The 16,596-nt window shown below is 67.6% G+C and carries 10 protein-coding genes and 1 pseudogene; 9 read left to right on the top strand and 2 right to left on the bottom strand.

Annotation, left to right across the window (positions count from 1 at the left end; all coding sequences use genetic code 11):
* Positions 1–517: 517 nt before the first annotated feature.
* Positions 518–4,003 (top strand): DNA-directed RNA polymerase subunit beta, encoded by a 3,486-nt coding sequence (rpoB, locus tag ACZ4Z2_RS11570; protein ID WP_359698672.1) that lies wholly within the window; start codon positions 518–520, stop codon positions 4,001–4,003.
* 93 nt (positions 4,004–4,096) lie between these two features.
* On the top strand, positions 4,097–7,996 hold the full coding sequence (locus ACZ4Z2_RS11575) for a DNA-directed RNA polymerase subunit beta' (protein WP_468074772.1): 3,900 nt from the start codon (positions 4,097–4,099) through the stop codon (positions 7,994–7,996).
* 154 nt (positions 7,997–8,150) lie between these two features.
* Here the strand turns inward: ACZ4Z2_RS11575 and ACZ4Z2_RS11580 are convergent, their stop codons facing one another.
* Positions 8,151–8,558 carry a hypothetical protein gene (locus tag ACZ4Z2_RS11580; RefSeq protein ID WP_468074774.1) on the bottom strand — a complete coding sequence of 136 codons (408 nt, stop codon included), beginning with the start codon at positions 8,556–8,558 and terminating at the stop codon, positions 8,151–8,153.
* A gap of 287 nt (positions 8,559–8,845) precedes the next feature.
* Positions 8,846–8,923 (bottom strand): annotated as a pseudogene (locus ACZ4Z2_RS11585) (Crp/Fnr family transcriptional regulator); the annotation flags it as partial.
* A gap of 323 nt (positions 8,924–9,246) precedes the next feature.
* On the opposite strand from ACZ4Z2_RS11585, the gene ACZ4Z2_RS11590 reads away from it, so the two are divergent.
* From ACZ4Z2_RS11590 to ACZ4Z2_RS11620, 7 genes are all read left to right on the top strand, one after another.
* Positions 9,247–9,798 carry a DUF1707 and DUF4190 domain-containing protein gene (locus ACZ4Z2_RS11590; RefSeq protein WP_468074776.1) on the top strand — a complete coding sequence of 184 codons (552 nt, stop codon included), beginning with the start codon at positions 9,247–9,249 and terminating at the stop codon, positions 9,796–9,798.
* A 962-nt stretch (positions 9,799–10,760) separates the two neighbouring features.
* Positions 10,761–11,132 carry a 30S ribosomal protein S12 gene (gene rpsL, locus ACZ4Z2_RS11595; RefSeq protein WP_003948652.1) on the top strand — a complete coding sequence of 124 codons (372 nt, stop codon included), beginning with the start codon at positions 10,761–10,763 and terminating at the stop codon, positions 11,130–11,132.
* 2 nt (positions 11,133–11,134) lie between these two features.
* Positions 11,135–11,605 carry a 30S ribosomal protein S7 gene (gene rpsG / locus ACZ4Z2_RS11600; RefSeq protein ID WP_009330725.1) on the top strand — a complete coding sequence of 157 codons (471 nt, stop codon included), beginning with the start codon at positions 11,135–11,137 and terminating at the stop codon, positions 11,603–11,605.
* Between the two features lie 39 nt (positions 11,606–11,644).
* On the top strand, positions 11,645–13,771 hold the full coding sequence (gene fusA, locus ACZ4Z2_RS11605; protein WP_055537300.1) for an elongation factor G: 2,127 nt from the start codon (positions 11,645–11,647) through the stop codon (positions 13,769–13,771).
* A gap of 156 nt (positions 13,772–13,927) precedes the next feature.
* The gene (tuf, locus tag ACZ4Z2_RS11610; protein ID WP_055537301.1) at positions 13,928–15,121 is read left to right on the top strand and encodes an elongation factor Tu; all 1,194 of its coding nucleotides are present in this window, start codon (positions 13,928–13,930) and stop codon (positions 15,119–15,121) included.
* A 226-nt stretch (positions 15,122–15,347) separates the two neighbouring features.
* Positions 15,348–15,899, top strand: a complete 552-nt coding sequence (locus ACZ4Z2_RS11615; protein WP_468074779.1) for an RNA polymerase sigma factor — start codon at positions 15,348–15,350, stop codon at positions 15,897–15,899.
* The gene (locus tag ACZ4Z2_RS11620) at positions 15,896–16,501 is read left to right on the top strand and encodes a hypothetical protein (RefSeq protein WP_468074781.1); all 606 of its coding nucleotides are present in this window, start codon (positions 15,896–15,898) and stop codon (positions 16,499–16,501) included. The genes ACZ4Z2_RS11615 and ACZ4Z2_RS11620 overlap by 4 nt, the downstream gene beginning before the upstream one ends.
* Positions 16,502–16,596 lie beyond the last annotated feature (95 nt).

Raw genomic sequence — 16,596 nt, forward strand, 5'->3', positions numbered from 1 at the left:
GCCCTTCGGCGTTCCGGGACGTCGAGTGACGGCTGCCTTGCGCTGTCGGTGGCGGCGAGTATGGTGATCTTCGTCGTGCCTCCGAGCGCCCGGGTGACGGGCCGCGAGTGACGATCGCGGCATGCGGAGCGGGCATGAGGGGCCTTGACGAACAGCACGCAGCGCGCAATTCTCAGGACGCGTCGTCACACCGATCCGAACTCCGAGGCATGGATCGACGACGAAGAGGGCAGTATCAACGTGCATTGAGGGCGTGGGCTTGCGCAGGTGTCGAGAACAACGAGGGTCTCGAAAAACCCGCACTGGACATCAGTGTGCCAACTGGCTACACTGACCCTTTGCGCTGCCTGTTAGCTGTCCCCTGCCCGTCACCAGGGGCATGCCCTCGCTTGAGCATCGACGAAGAGACCACTCCTGACCTGGTTTTATTGATCAGTTCAGGAACAGCCTTCTCGCTTTGCGCAGGAGAGGGGCCGGTACGCGCGTAGTGAGTCCGAGCCCTCGGAAGGACCCCCTCTTGGCCGCCTCGCGCAACGCCTCGACCGCGAATACGAACAACGGCGCCAGCACCGCCCCGCTGCGCATCTCCTTTGCAAAGATCAAGGAGCCTCTCGAGGTTCCCAACCTGCTCGCGCTGCAGACCGAGAGCTTCGACTGGCTGCTCGGCAACACCGCTTGGCAGAGTCGGGTCGAGGAGGCTCTGGAGAACGGACAGGACGTCCCCACCAAGTCCGGTCTGGAGGAGATCTTCGAGGAGATCTCCCCGATCGAGGACTTCTCCGGGTCGATGTCGCTGACGTTCCGCGACCACCGCTTCGAGCCGCCGAAGAACAGCATCGACGAGTGCAAGGACCGTGACTTCACGTACGCGGCCCCGCTCTTCGTGACGGCCGAGTTCACCAACAACGAGACCGGCGAGATCAAGTCCCAGACGGTCTTCATGGGCGACTTCCCGCTCATGACCCACAAGGGCACCTTCGTCATCAACGGCACCGAGCGTGTCGTGGTGTCGCAGTTGGTTCGTTCGCCGGGTGTCTACTTCGACTCCTCCATCGACAAGACGTCCGACAAGGACATCTTCTCGGCCAAGATCATCCCCTCCCGGGGTGCCTGGCTGGAGATGGAGATCGACAAGCGCGACATGGTCGGCGTCCGTATCGACCGCAAGCGCAAGCAGTCCGTGACCGTCCTTCTCAAGGCGCTCGGTTGGACCACCGAGCAGATCCTCGAGGAGTTCGGCGAGTACGAGTCCATGCGCGCCACCCTGGAGAAGGACCACACCCAGGGCCAGGACGACGCGCTGCTCGACATCTACCGCAAGCTGCGCCCGGGCGAGCCCCCCACGCGTGAGGCCGCGCAGACGCTGCTGGAGAACCTGTACTTCAACCCCAAGCGCTACGACCTCGCGAAGGTCGGCCGCTACAAGGTCAACAAGAAGCTGGGTGCGGACGCCCCGCTCGACGCGGGCATCCTGACCGTCGAGGACATCATCTCGACGATCAAGTACCTGGTGAAGCTGCACGCGGGCGAGACCGAGACGGTCGGCGACCGGGGTACGAGCATCGTCGTCGAGACCGACGACATCGACCACTTCGGCAACCGTCGCCTGCGCAGCGTCGGCGAGCTCATCCAGAACCAGGTCCGTACGGGTCTGGCTCGTATGGAGCGCGTCGTCCGTGAGCGCATGACGACCCAGGACGTCGAGGCGATCACGCCGCAGACCCTGATCAACATCCGGCCGGTCGTCGCCTCCATCAAGGAGTTCTTCGGCACCAGCCAGCTGTCGCAGTTCATGGACCAGAACAACCCGCTGTCGGGTCTGACGCACAAGCGTCGTCTCTCGGCGCTGGGCCCTGGTGGTCTGTCCCGTGAGCGGGCCGGCTTCGAGGTCCGTGACGTGCACCCGTCTCACTACGGCCGTATGTGCCCGATCGAGACGCCCGAAGGCCCGAACATCGGTCTGATCGGTTCGCTCGCCTCCTACGGTCGCGTCAACGCGTTCGGTTTCGTGGAGACGCCGTACCGCAAGGTCGTCGACGGCGTCGTCACCGACGAGGTCGACTACCTGACGGCCGACGAAGAGGACCGGTTCGTCATCGCGCAGGCCAACGCCACGCTCGACGACGACCTGCGCTTCACCGAGAACCGCGTCCTGGTCCGCCGTCGTGGTGGCGAGGTCGACTACGTCCCCGGTGACGACGTGGACTACATGGACGTCTCGCCGCGCCAGATGGTGTCGGTCGCGACCGCCATGATCCCGTTCCTCGAGCACGACGACGCCAACCGTGCCCTCATGGGCGCGAACATGATGCGTCAGGCCGTGCCGCTGATTAAGTCCGAGGCCCCGCTCGTCGGCACCGGCATGGAGTACCGCTCCGCCGTGGACGCCGGCGACGTCGTCAAGGCCGAGAAGGCCGGTGTGGTCCAGGAGGTCTCCGCGGACTACATCACCACCGCCAACGACGACGGCACGTACATCACGTACCGCCTGGCCAAGTTCGCCCGCTCCAACCAGGGCACCTCGGTCAACCAGAAGGTCATCGTCCACGAGGGCGACCGCATCATCGAGGGCCAGGTCCTCGCCGACGGTCCCGCCACCGAGAACGGTGAGATGGCGCTCGGCAAGAACCTGCTCGTGGCGTTCATGCCGTGGGAGGGTCACAACTACGAGGACGCGATCATCCTGTCGCAGCGCCTCGTGCAGGACGACGTCCTCTCCTCGATCCACATCGAGGAGCACGAGGTCGACGCCCGTGACACCAAGCTCGGCCCCGAGGAGATCACCCGGGACATCCCGAACGTCTCCGAGGAGGTCCTCGCCGACCTCGACGAGCGCGGCATCATCCGGATCGGTGCCGAGGTCGTCGCCGGCGACATCCTCGTCGGCAAGGTCACGCCCAAGGGTGAGACCGAGCTGACGCCCGAGGAGCGCCTGCTCCGCGCGATCTTCGGTGAGAAGGCCCGTGAGGTCCGTGACACCTCGCTGAAGGTCCCGCACGGCGAGATCGGCAAGGTCATCGGCGTCCGCGTCTTCGACCGCGAGGAGGGCGACGAGCTTCCCCCCGGTGTCAACCAGCTGGTGCGCGTCTACGTCGCGCAGAAGCGCAAGATCACCGACGGTGACAAGCTCGCCGGCCGTCACGGCAACAAGGGTGTCATCTCCAAGATCCTGCCCATCGAGGACATGCCGTTCCTCGAGGACGGGACCCCGGTCGACATCATCCTCAACCCGCTCGGTGTGCCGTCCCGAATGAACCCGGGACAGGTCCTGGAGATCCACCTCGGCTGGCTCGCCAGCCGCGGCTGGGACGTCTCCGGTCTCGCCGACGAGTGGGCGCAGCGTCTGCAGGCCATCGGCGCCGACAGTGTCGCCCCCGGCACCAACGTCGCCACCCCGGTCTTCGACGGTGCCCGTGAGGACGAGCTGGCGGGTCTGCTGCAGCACACCATCCCGAACCGCGACGGCGAGCGCATGGTGCTCCCGTCCGGCAAGGCGCGGCTGTTCGACGGCCGTAGCGGTGAGCCGTTCCCGGACCCGATCTCGGTCGGCTACATGTACATCCTCAAGCTGCACCACCTGGTCGACGACAAGCTGCACGCCCGTTCGACCGGCCCGTACTCGATGATCACCCAGCAGCCGCTGGGTGGTAAGGCCCAGTTCGGTGGCCAGCGCTTCGGTGAGATGGAGGTGTGGGCGCTGGAGGCTTACGGCGCCGCGTACGCCCTCCAGGAGCTGCTGACCATCAAGTCCGACGACGTCACCGGCCGCGTGAAGGTCTACGAGGCCATCGTCAAGGGCGAGAACATCCCCGAGCCCGGCATCCCCGAGTCCTTCAAGGTGCTCATCAAGGAGATGCAGTCTCTCTGCCTGAACGTGGAGGTGCTGTCCAGCGACGGTATGTCCATCGAGATGCGTGACACCGACGAGGACGTCTTCCGCGCTGCGGAGGAGCTCGGCATCGACCTGTCCCGGCGCGAGCCGAGCAGCGTCGAAGAGGTCTGACGGGAGTTCGGCCGGGCTCGTGACGAGCCCGGCCGGCCCCAGGACCCCCGTATCAGACCAAAGACTTACAACCCTGAGAGGGATTGACGCATAGTGCTCGACGTCAACTTCTTCGACGAGCTCCGGATCGGTCTGGCCACCGCTGACGACATCCGTCAGTGGAGCCACGGCGAGGTCAAGAAGCCCGAGACGATCAACTACCGCACCCTGAAGCCCGAAAAGGACGGACTCTTCTGCGAGAAGATCTTCGGTCCGACCCGGGACTGGGAGTGCTACTGCGGCAAGTACAAGCGCGTCCGCTTCAAGGGCATCATCTGTGAGCGCTGCGGCGTCGAGGTGACCCGCGCCAAGGTGCGCCGCGAGCGGATGGGCCACATCGAGCTGGCCGCTCCCGTCACCCACATCTGGTACTTCAAGGGCGTTCCGTCGCGGCTGGGCTACCTGCTCGACCTCGCCCCGAAGGACCTCGAGAAGGTCATCTACTTCGCGGCGTACATGATCACGTACGTCGACGAGGAGCGCCGTACCCGCGACCTGCCCTCCCTGGAGGCGCACGTCTCCGTCGAGCGGCAGCAGATCGAGAACCGCCGGGACGCCGACCTGGAGGCCCGCGCCAAGAAGCTCGAGACCGACCTGGCCGAGCTGGAGGCCGAGGGCGCCAAGGCCGACGTGCGCCGCAAGGTGCGCGAGGGCGCCGAGCGTGAGATGAAGCAGCTGCGCGACCGTTCGCAGCGCGAGATCGACCGTCTCGACGAGGTGTGGACCCGGTTCAAGAACCTCAAGGTCCAGGACCTGGAGGGCGACGAGCTCCTCTACCGCGAGCTGCGTGACCGCTTCGGCACGTACTTCGACGGCTCGATGGGTGCCGCGGCGCTGCAGAAGCGCCTGGAGTCCTTCGACCTGGACGAGGAGGCCGAGCGCCTCCGCGAGATCATCCGTACCGGCAAGGGCCAGAAGAAGACCCGTGCGCTCAAGCGCCTCAAGGTCGTCTCCGCGTTCCTGCAGACCAGCAACAGCCCCAAGGGCATGGTGCTCGACTGCGTGCCGGTCATCCCGCCGGACCTTCGCCCGATGGTGCAGCTGGACGGTGGCCGCTTCGCGACCTCCGACCTGAACGACCTGTACCGCCGTGTGATCAACCGCAACAACCGTCTGAAGCGCCTGCTCGACCTGGGTGCTCCGGAGATCATCGTCAACAACGAGAAGCGCATGCTTCAGGAGGCTGTTGACGCCCTCTTCGACAACGGTCGTCGTGGTCGCCCGGTGACCGGCCCCGGTAACCGCCCGCTGAAGTCCCTCAGCGACATGCTGAAGGGCAAGCAGGGCCGTTTCCGTCAGAACCTGCTCGGCAAGCGTGTGGACTACTCCGCGCGTTCCGTGATCGTCGTCGGTCCGCAGCTGAAGCTGCACCAGTGCGGTCTGCCGAAGGCGATGGCGCTGGAGCTGTTCAAGCCGTTCGTGATGAAGCGCCTGGTCGACCTGAACCACGCGCAGAACATCAAGAGCGCCAAGCGCATGGTGGAGCGCGGCCGCACGGTCGTGTACGACGTCCTCGAAGAGGTCATCGCCGAGCACCCGGTTCTGCTGAACCGTGCTCCCACCCTGCACCGCCTCGGCATCCAGGCCTTCGAGCCGCAGCTGGTCGAGGGCAAGGCCATCCAGATCCACCCGCTCGTCTGCACCGCGTTCAACGCGGACTTCGACGGTGACCAGATGGCCGTGCACCTGCCGCTGTCCGCGGAGGCGCAGGCCGAGGCCCGCATCCTGATGCTGTCCTCGAACAACATCCTCAAGCCGGCCGACGGCCGTCCGGTGACGATGCCGACCCAGGACATGGTCCTCGGTCTGTTCTTCCTCACCACCGACGGCGAGATGCGGAACGTGAAGGGCGAGGACCGCTCCTTCTCCTCCGTGGCCGAGGCGATCATGGCGTTCGACGCCGGCGAGCTCTCGCTGCAGTCGCGCGTGGACATCCGCTTCCCGGTGGGCACCATCCCGCCGCGCGGCTGGACCCCGCCGGCGCGCGAGGAGGGCGAGCCGGAGTGGCAGCAGGGTGACACCTTCACCCTGAAGACCACGCTGGGCCGCGCGCTCTTCAACGAGCTGCTGCCCGAGGACTACCCGTTCGTCGACTACGAGGTCGGCAAGAAGCAGCTCTCCGAGATCGTCAACGACCTCGCCGAGCGCTACCCCAAGGTCATCGTGGCGGCGACGCTCGACAACCTGAAGGCGGCCGGCTTCTACTGGGCGACCCGTTCCGGTGTCACCGTGGCCATCTCCGACGTCGTCGTCCCCGAGGCGAAGAAGGAGATCGTCCGCGGGTACGAGGCGCAGGACGAGAAGGTCCAGAAGCAGTACGAGCGCGGTCTGATCACCAAGGACGAGCGCACGCAGGAGCTCATCGCGATCTGGACCAAGGCGACCAACGAGGTCGCCGAGGCGATGAACGACAACTTCCCGAAGACCAACCCGATCTTCATGATGGTGAACTCGGGTGCACGAGGCAACATGATGCAGATGCGTCAGATCGCCGGTATGCGTGGTCTTGTGTCGAACGCGAAGAACGAGACCATCCCGCGCCCCATCAAGGCCTCGTTCCGTGAGGGCCTGTCCGTGCTGGAGTACTTCATCTCCACGCACGGTGCCCGTAAGGGTCTGGCGGACACCGCCCTGCGTACCGCCGACTCGGGTTACCTGACCCGTCGTCTGGTGGACGTCTCGCAGGACGTCATCATCCGCGAGGAGGACTGCGGCACCGAGCGCGGTCTGAAGCTGCGGATCGCCTCGAAGGACGAGACCGGTGTCCTGCGCAAGGCCGACGACGTCGAGACCAGCGTCTACGCCCGCATGCTCGCCGAGGACGTCGTCATCGACGGCAAGGTGATCGCGCCGGCCAACGTGGATCTCGGCGACGTGCTCATCGACCAGCTCGTGCACCACGGTGTCGAGGAGGTCAAGACCCGCTCGATCCTGACCTGTGAGTCCAAGGTCGGTACGTGTGCCATGTGCTACGGCCGCTCCCTGGCCACCGGCAAGCTGGTCGACATCGGTGAGGCGGTCGGCATCATCGCCGCCCAGTCCATCGGTGAGCCCGGTACCCAGCTGACGATGCGTACCTTCCACACCGGTGGTGTGGCCGGTGACGACATCACCCAGGGTCTGCCGCGTGTCGTCGAGCTCTTCGAGGCCCGTACCCCGAAGGGTGTCGCCCCGATCTCCGAGGCGGCCGGTCGCGTCCGCATCGAGGAGACCGAGAAGACCAAGAAGATCGTCATCACGCCGGACGACGGCAGCGACGAGACGGCCTACCCGATCTCGAAGCGCGCCCGACTCCTGGTCAGCGAGGGCGAGCACGTCGAGGTGGGCCAGAAGCTCACCGTGGGTGCCACCAACCCGCACGACGTGCTGCGCATCCTGGGTCAGCGTGCCGTCCAGGTCCACCTGGTCGGCGAGGTCCAGAAGGTGTACAACTCGCAGGGTGTGTCGATCCACGACAAGCACATCGAGATCATCATCCGGCAGATGCTGCGCCGCGTGACGATCATCGAGTCCGGTGACGCCGAGCTGCTGCCCGGTGAGCTGGTCGAGCGCTCGAAGTTCGAGACCGAGAACCGTCGTGTGGTCCAGGAGGGCGGTCACCCGGCCTCCGGTCGTCCGCAGCTCATGGGTATCACCAAGGCCTCGCTGGCCACGGAGTCCTGGCTGTCGGCGGCGTCCTTCCAGGAGACGACGCGAGTCCTCACGGACGCGGCGATCAACGCCAAGTCCGACTCGCTGATCGGCCTCAAGGAGAACGTCATCATCGGTAAGCTCATCCCGGCCGGTACGGGTCTGTCCCGCTACCGCAACATCCGGGTCGAGCCGACCGAGGAGGCCAAGGCCGCGATGTACTCGGCCGTCGGCTACGACGACATCGACTACTCGCCGTTCGGCACGGGCTCCGGCCAGGCCGTTCCGCTGGAGGACTACGACTACGGTCCGTACAACCAGTAAGGCGTACGTCTGCTGAAGGGCGCCCACTCCGCTCCGTGCGGGGTGGGCGCCCTTCGGCGTGCTCCGGGGCGCGGGTCAGCGCCCGCTGTCCACGTGGGTCTGCAGGCGGTGCGGCCGGGTGGGGAGTCGGGGGGCGAGGCGAGCAGCCGTGCGATCACTCTCTCCTCCTCGCAGCGGCGCTATTGGCCGCGGACGCCCATGGGCGCGGCGCCCACCCGGGCGGCCTCCTCGTTGGGCGATGTCCTCGTGGGATGTCCTCGCGCGGCACGTCCATCAGCTGCGGGGCGAAACCGAGTCCGGCCGCGTGTTCGTCGGCGCGGAGCTCCGCGCGGCGGGACAACGCGGCGACCAGATACGGCGTGGCCAGAGGGAGGAGCACCAGACCGTAGGGGGCGGTCGCCACGGCGAACAGGGCGGCCCCCGGGACGCCGATCACGACGGCCGCGGTGCCCACGGGGAGGCGGTCGATGTGCGCGGCCGGCCGGCGGAGAAGGCGCCAGGTGAGCCGGGCCGGCAGGGTGTACCAGAAGGTGATCAGCGAGGCCCGGGCGTGCCCTCCCACGTGGTGACCCAGCTCGTGTGCGAGCGCTCCGGCGAGCTGGGGGGCGTCAGGGACCTGAGCGAGTGGCTGGTGACGCCGACGATGTGCCCGGCGGCCGCCATGGCCGCTTCGTGGCCTCCTCCGGGGTGGGGTGGCGCAGCGGGTACAGCCAGCGGGCGAGGAGGCGTTCGCAGGGCCGGTGGAAGGGCCAGCTCCCCCACCGTGCGCGCCGTGTAGGCCCGGAAGGCCGGCGAGGCGCTCGCCGCCCAGCAGCCGACCGGGATCCACCAGGGCGGGCCGGACAGGGCGCGGTCCTCCTTCTCCAGCCGGGCCAGGAAGGGCACGCGGTCGTCGAAACCGTCGTCGTCCCACGCGCGCGTACGCCCCCGGTCATGCCCGCGCCCCCGCGTCCACCTGTGCCGGTGCCGTCGATTCCGCGCCCACTCAACGGACTTGAGGCGGCCACGCGGGAAACGGGCGGCAATCGGCCGCTGGCCGACACTCGCCCCTCGTCGCGGACGCCGATCGCCCGGTCGCCCGGTCGGTCGCCGATCCGGGAGACGGGTGGGCGCCGATCCGGGACACGGGTAGTCGCCGAACCGGGACACTGGTAGCGGAAACGAAACACAACCGGCGTCGGGGAACCTGTGCCGGGGGACGTGCGTTGGAGCATCATTGGAGGCACAACCAGTCCGGGGGAGTGTTTCTCGTGTCGAACCCGTCGTGGCAGCCGATGCCGTGGCAGGCGCAGGGCAGTAGTCCATCGCTGCTCGCCGCCCATGCCGATCGTGAGCGTGCCGTGGACGTCCTGCGGGCCGGCTTCAGTGAGGGCCGCCTCCAGCAGGACGAGTATGAAAAGCGCATCGAGCGGGCCTACACGGCGCGCACGGTGGGTGAGCTGGCCCTTCTGGTCGCCGATCTGCCCCAGGGGCCGTCGGCCATGCAGCCGAGCGCCATGCCCGCGATGCCCCCGGTGGTCCCGCGGACGTTCATGCCGGCGCCCGCCCCGCCGCCGCCCACCAACGGCAAGGCCGTCGGTGCGATGGTCTGCGGTGTGCTCACCACGATGACCATGGGGCTCACCGGTATCCCGGCCGTCATCCTCGGCCACACCGCCCGCTCCGAGATCAAGCGCACCGGCGAGGGCGGCGAGGGCTTCGCCCTGGCGGGCCTCATCCTCGGCTGGCTCTCGGTCGCCGGCTGGGCGTTCTTCCTGGCCATCATGATCATCGCCGGGGTGGCGTCGGAAAGCGGAGTATGACCCCGGCCGCGCCGACGACCAGGGCCTGATCCCGGCCACCCCAGGGACGCGAGGAACTACGCGCCCAGCCCTCCACCCCCGCACTCGCCGAGGGCCTGCGCGCCTCAGGGTGACCGGCCCCCGCTCGCCGAGGGCCTGCGCGCCTCAGGGTGACCGGCCCCCGCTCGCCGAGGGCCTGCGCGCCTCAGGGTGACCGGCCCCCGCTCGCCGAGGGTCTGGGCGTCTCAGGGCGACTGGCCCGCACTTGCCGAGGGTCTGGGCGTCTCAGGGCGACTGGCCCGCACTTGCCGAGGGTCTGGGCGTCTCAGGGTGACCGGCCCGCACTTGCCGAGGGTCTGGGCGTCTCAGGGTGATCGGCCCGCACTTGCCGAGGGTCTGGGCGTCTCAGGGTGATCGGCCCGCACTTGCCGAGGGTCTGGGCGTCTCAGGGTGATCGGCCCCCGCTCGCCGAGGGTCTGGGCGCCTCAGGGTGACCGGCCCCCGCTCGCCGAAGGCCCGCGCGCCCCGCGGCGCCCGGCCCGCACCCGCCGAGGGCCCGCGCGCCCCATGGCGCCCCGGGTCGCCGAGGGCCTGCGCGCCCCATGGCGCCCCGGCCCCCACCGCCCGCACCTTCCGGCGTCCGTCCCCCCGGCCCCCACCGCCCGCACCTTCCGGCGTCCCGTACCCGCCCGGCGCCCCCCTCGCCCCGGGTGACAAGGCACCCCCGGTCGGGCCCAGCGCAGCGGCTACCCATTTGTTTTGACCGTAGCGAATGCGATAGGTACGCTCAGACCTTGTGCCTGGGGTGTGCCCTGGCTCTCGTGCGTGCCTTGAACCGCACAGGTGGGAGCCGTAAGCGGACGCCGTAATCTGCGCCCTTCTGCCTCGCGGCGGGAACCCGCAGTATTCGACACACCCGACCGCGTGGGTCGGAGATGTTCCGGGTTAGCTTCACCATTCGGCACACAGAAACCGGAGAAGTAGTGCCTACGATCCAGCAGCTGGTCCGTAAGGGCCGGCAGGACAAGGTCGAGAAGAACAAGACGCCCGCACTCGAGGGTTCCCCTCAGCGCCGCGGCGTCTGCACGCGTGTGTTCACGACCACCCCGAAGAAGCCGAACTCGGCCCTGCGTAAGGTCGCGCGTGTGCGTCTGACCAGCGGGATCGAGGTCACCGCTTACATTCCGGGTGAGGGACACAACCTGCAGGAGCACTCCATCGTGCTCGTGCGTGGTGGCCGTGTGAAGGACCTGCCGGGTGTTCGCTACAAGATCATCCGCGGCTCGCTCGACACCCAGGGTGTCAAGAACCGCAAGCAGGCCCGCAGCCGCTACGGCGCCAAGAAGGAGAAGTAAGAATGCCTCGTAAGGGCCCCGCCCCGAAGCGCCCGGTCATCATCGACCCGGTCTACGGCTCTCCTCTTGTCACGTCGCTCATCAACAAGGTGCTGCTGAACGGCAAGCGCTCCACCGCCGAGCGCATCGTCTACGGCGCCATGGAGGGCCTGCGCGACAAGACCGGCAACGACCCGGTCATCACGCTGAAGCGCGCTCTCGAGAACATCAAGCCGACCCTCGAGGTCAAGTCCCGCCGTGTCGGTGGCGCCACCTACCAGGTGCCGGTCGAGGTCAAGCCCGGCCGCGCCAACACCCTGGCGCTGCGCTGGCTGGTCGGTTACTCCCGCGCCCGTCGCGAGAAGACCATGACCGAGCGTCTGCTCAACGAGCTTCTCGACGCCTCGAACGGCCTCGGTGCGGCCGTGAAGAAGCGCGAGGACACCCACAAGATGGCCGAGTCCAACAAGGCCTTCGCGCACTACCGCTGGTAGTCGCAGACCCCATCGAGACCGAGAGAAGACTGAAGCCTTATGGCTACCACTTCACTTGACCTGGCCAGGGTCCGCAATATCGGGATCATGGCCCACATCGACGCGGGCAAGACGACCACCACCGAGCGGATCCTCTTCTACACCGGCGTCAGCTACAAGATCGGTGAGGTCCACGACGGCGCCGCCACCATGGACTGGATGGAGCAGGAGCAGGAGCGTGGCATCACGATCACCTCTGCTGCCACCACCTGTCACTGGCCGCTTGAGGGTGTCGACCACACCATCAACATCATCGACACCCCGGGTCACGTCGACTTCACCGTCGAGGTGGAGCGTTCGCTCCGCGTTCTCGACGGCGCCGTGACGGTGTTCGACGGCGTTGCCGGCGTGGAGCCGCAGTCCGAGACGGTGTGGCGTCAGGCCGACCGTTACGGCGTGCCCCGCATCTGCTTCGTCAACAAGCTGGACCGCACCGGCGCCGAGTTCCACCGCTGCGTGGACATGATCTCGGACCGCCTGGGCGCCCAGCCGCTCGTCATGCAGCTCCCCATCGGCGCTGAGGCCGACTTCAAGGGCGTCGTGGACCTGGTCCGCATGAAGGCGCTCGTGTGGTCCGCCGAGGCCGCCAAGGGCGAGATGTACGACACCGTCGACATCCCGGCCACGCACACCGAGGCCGCCGAGGAGTGGCGCGGCAAGCTGCTCGAGGCCGTCGCGGAGAACGACGAAGAGCTGATGGAGCTGTACCTGGAGGGCGAGGAGCCCACCGAGGAGCAGCTCTACGCGGCGATCCGTCGTATCACCATCGCGTCCGGCAAGGGCACCGGCACCACGGTGACCCCGGTGTTCTGCGGCACCGCGTTCAAGAACAAGGGCGTCCAGCCCCTGCTCGACGCGGTCGTGCGCTACCTCCCGACGCCGCTTGACGTCGAGGCCATCGAGGGCCACGCCGTCAACGACCCGGAAGAGGTCATCAAGCGCAAGCCGTCCGACGACGAGCCGCTGTCCGCGCTGGCGTTCAAGATCATGAGCGACCCGCACCTCGGCAAGCTCACCTTCGTCCGGATCTACTCCGGTCGCCTGGAGTCCGGCACCGCCGTGCTGAACTCCGTCAAGGGCAAGAAGGAGCGCATCGGCAAGATCTACCGCATGCACGCCAACAAGCGTGAGGAGATCGACTCGGTGGGCGCCGGCGACATCGTCGCCGTCATGGGCCTGAAGCAGACCACCACCGGTGAGACGCTGGCCGACGACAAGCAGCCGGTGATCCTGGAGTCCATGGACTTCCCGGCCCCGGTCATCCAGGTCGCCATCGAGCCCAAGTCGAAGGGCGACCAGGAGAAGCTCGGCGTCGCGATCCAGCGCCTGGCCGAGGAGGACCCCTCCTTCCAGGTCCACTCCGACGAGGAGACCGGCCAGACCATCATCGGCGGTATGGGCGAGCTGCACCTCGAGGTGCTGGTCGACCGTATGCGCCGTGAGTTCAAGGTCGAGGCCAACGTCGGCAAGCCGCAGGTCGCCTACCGCGAGACGATCCGCAAGGCCGTCGAGCGCGTCGACTACACGCACAAGAAGCAGACTGGTGGTACCGGCCAGTTCGCCAAGGTGCAGATCGCGATCGAGCCGATCGAGGGCGGCGACGCCTCGTACGAGTTCGTGAACAAGGTGACCGGTGGCCGCATCCCGAAGGAGTACATCCCTTCGGTGGACGCCGGTGCGCAGGAGGCCATGCAGTTCGGCATCCTCGCCGGGTACGAGATGACGGGCGTCCGCGTCACGCTTCTCGACGGTGCCTACCACGAGGTCGACTCCTCCGAGCTGGCGTTCAAGATCGCCGGTTCGCAGGCCTTCAAGGAGGCCGCGCGCAAGGCCAGCCCCGTGCTGCTCGAGCCCATGATGGCCGTCGAGGTCACCACGCCCGAGGACTACATGGGTGAGGTCATCGGCGACATCAACTCCCGCCGTGGTCAGATCCAGGCCATGGAGGAGCGGGCCGGTGCCCGTGTCGTGAAGGGCCTCGTGCCCCTCTCGGAGATGTTCGGCTACGTCGGCGACCTGCGCAGCAAGACGTCCGGCCGCGCCAGCTACTCCATGCAGTTCGACTCCTACGCCGAGGTTCCGCGGAACGTCGCCGAGGAGATCATCGCGAAGGCCAAGGGCGAGTAACTCAGTAGAGTTCCAGCCTTTAGGCTTGACTCCGGAGCCTTACGGGGTCAAACCCCCGCGAACGCGGATGTTTGACCCCGGGGCCCGGGCTTTCCAGCAAAGATCACCTGGCGCCGATGAAGCAAGGCGTTCAGAACCACTCCACAGGAGGACCCCGTGGCGAAGGCGAAGTTCGAGCGGACTAAGCCCCACGTCAACATCGGCACCATCGGTCACATCGACCACGGTAAGACGACCCTCACGGCCGCCATTACCAAGGTGCTGCACGACAAGTACCCGGACCTGAACGAGGCCTCGGCCTTCGACCAGATCGACAAGGCTCCTGAGGAGCGCCAGCGCGGTATCACCATCTCCATCGCGCACGTCGAGTACCAGACCGAGTCGCGTCACTACGCGCACGTCGACTGCCCGGGTCACGCCGACTACATCAAGAACATGATCACGGGTGCGGCGCAGATGGACGGCGCCATCCTCGTGGTCGCCGCCACCGACGGCCCGATGCCGCAGACCAAGGAGCACGTCCTCCTGGCCCGCCAGGTCGGCGTTCCGTACATCGTCGTCGCCCTGAACAAGGCCGACATGGTGGACGACGAGGAGATCCTGGAGCTCGTCGAGCTCGAGGTTCGTGAGCTCCTCTCCGAGTACGAGTTCCCGGGCGACGACCTGCCGGTCGTCAAGGTCTCGGCGCTCAAGGCGCTCGAGGGCGACAAGGAGTGGGGCCAGTCGGTCCTGGACCTGATGGACGCCGTCGACTCCGCCATCCCGGAGCCGGAGCGCGACGTCGACAAGCCGTTCCTGATGCCGATCGAGGACGTCTTCACCATCACCGGTCGCGGTACGGTCGTCACCGGCCGTATCGAGCGTGGTGTCCTCAAGGTCAACGAGACCGTCGACATCATCGGCATCAAGACCGAGAAGACCACCACCACGGTCACCGGCATCGAGATGTTCCGCAAGCTGCTCGACGAGGGCCAGGCCGGTGAGAACGTCGGTCTGCTCCTCCGTGGCATCAAGCGCGAGGACGTCGAGCGCGGCCAGGTCATCATCAAGCCGGGTTCGGTCACCCCGCACACCGAGTTCGAGGCCCAGGCCTACATCCTGTCCAAGGACGAGGGTGGCCGCCACACGCCGTTCTTCAACAACTACCGTCCGCAGTTCTACTTCCGTACGACTGACGTGACCGGTGTTGTGACCCTCCCCGAGGGCACGGAGATGGTCATGCCGGGCGACAACACCGAGATGAAGGTCGAGCTCATCCAGCCCGTCGCCATGGAAGAGGGCCTGAAGTTCGCCATCCGTGAGGGTGGCCGGACCGTGGGCGCCGGCCAGGTCACCAAGATCAACAAGTGAGTTTGCTGATCTGACCTGGTAGCTCCAGCACGAGCTCCCAGAAGGGGCCCGTACGACTTCGGTCGTACGGGCCCCTTCGCCGTTCCCGGCGTCTCGTCGTCTCCGGCAACGGTCTCCGGTAACGCCTTCGCCCTCCCCGGCCAAGTACAGGTGACAGCATGACCGACGACGGGAGGTACACACCTTGGCACCGGACAGCAGAAGCCGGGGCGGTCCGCCGGGAGAGATGTACGATCCCGTGGCCTTCGAGGTCTTCTACCGCCGCCATGTCGACACCGTCACCCGGTTCATGGCCCGGCGGGTCACCGACCCGCACACCGTCGCCGACCTGACCGCCGAGACGTTCCTCGCGGCCATCGACTCCGCGCACGCCTACCGCGCCGACCTCGGGAGCGAGACGGCCTGGCTCTACGGCATCGCGCGCAACGTCGTCGCCGCGGAGGCCCGGCGCAGCGCACGCCAGAGCGTCCTCGGCAGCCGTATCGCCGGCCGCCGGCTGCTCGACGGCGACGACATCGACCGGCTGGAGGAGAAGCTCGACGCGGAGGCGGCCGGGCGCCGGGCGCTGGCCGCGCTGGCGGGGCTGCCCGACGGGGAACGCGCGGTGATCGAACTCGTCGCGGTCGACCAGCTCAGCGTCACGGAGGCGGCGACGGCCCTCGGGATACGCAAGGTCACGGCGCGGGTGCGGCTGCACCGGGCGCGCAAGGCGCTGCGGTCGGCCGCGGCGCCGCTGGATCAGGGGGCAGGGCTCAGCTACGCAGGGGGAAAGGCATGACGACGAAGACGGGCAGGACGGGCAAGGCGGGGCAGACCTTCGAGGACCGGCTGCTGGGCGAACTCCAGCGGGAGATCGCGCTGCGGGCGGCGGACCGGACGGAGGAGGAGCCGGTGATCCGGCGTCGGGTCACACCTCGGCGGGCCCTGGTGGCGCTCGCTGCGTGCGCCGTGGCGGCGGGGGTCGTGGTCGGGTTGCCGTCATCGACCGGTGGGTCGCAGGCGTACGCGGTGGAACGGAACGAGGACGGCACCGTCAGCGTGACCCTCGATGAACTCGTGGCCTGGGAGTACCGGGGGGAGGTGGCCGAGAGGCTGCGTGACGTGGGTGTCCGGACGAGTTTCGACAGGCCCCGGAGCGGCTATGTCTGCGCGAAGCCGCGGGGTGAGTCGGCTGAGCCTGAGGCCAGGAAGGTCACGGATCCGACCGCTCCCTGGACGTACACCCTGCGCCCCGGCGACACCCTGGTCTTCGAGGATCCAGAGCCGATCAAGGACTCGATCAGCCCGGCCGGGAGCATGTACGCGGTGAAGGGGAAGGCGAAGCCCTGCCGGGAAGTGCCCTACGAGGGGCTGGCGGAGTTCGAGGCGTCCGTGAAGTAGAGCTGCCGAGGGACCGGACGCCGCTGACCGTGCGGGCCCTCGACGTTCCGGCTCTCGAAACTATTCGACGCGCACGACCCGTTGTCCCCTCGCTT

The organism is Streptomyces sp. NPDC030183 (genome assembly GCF_055573455.1).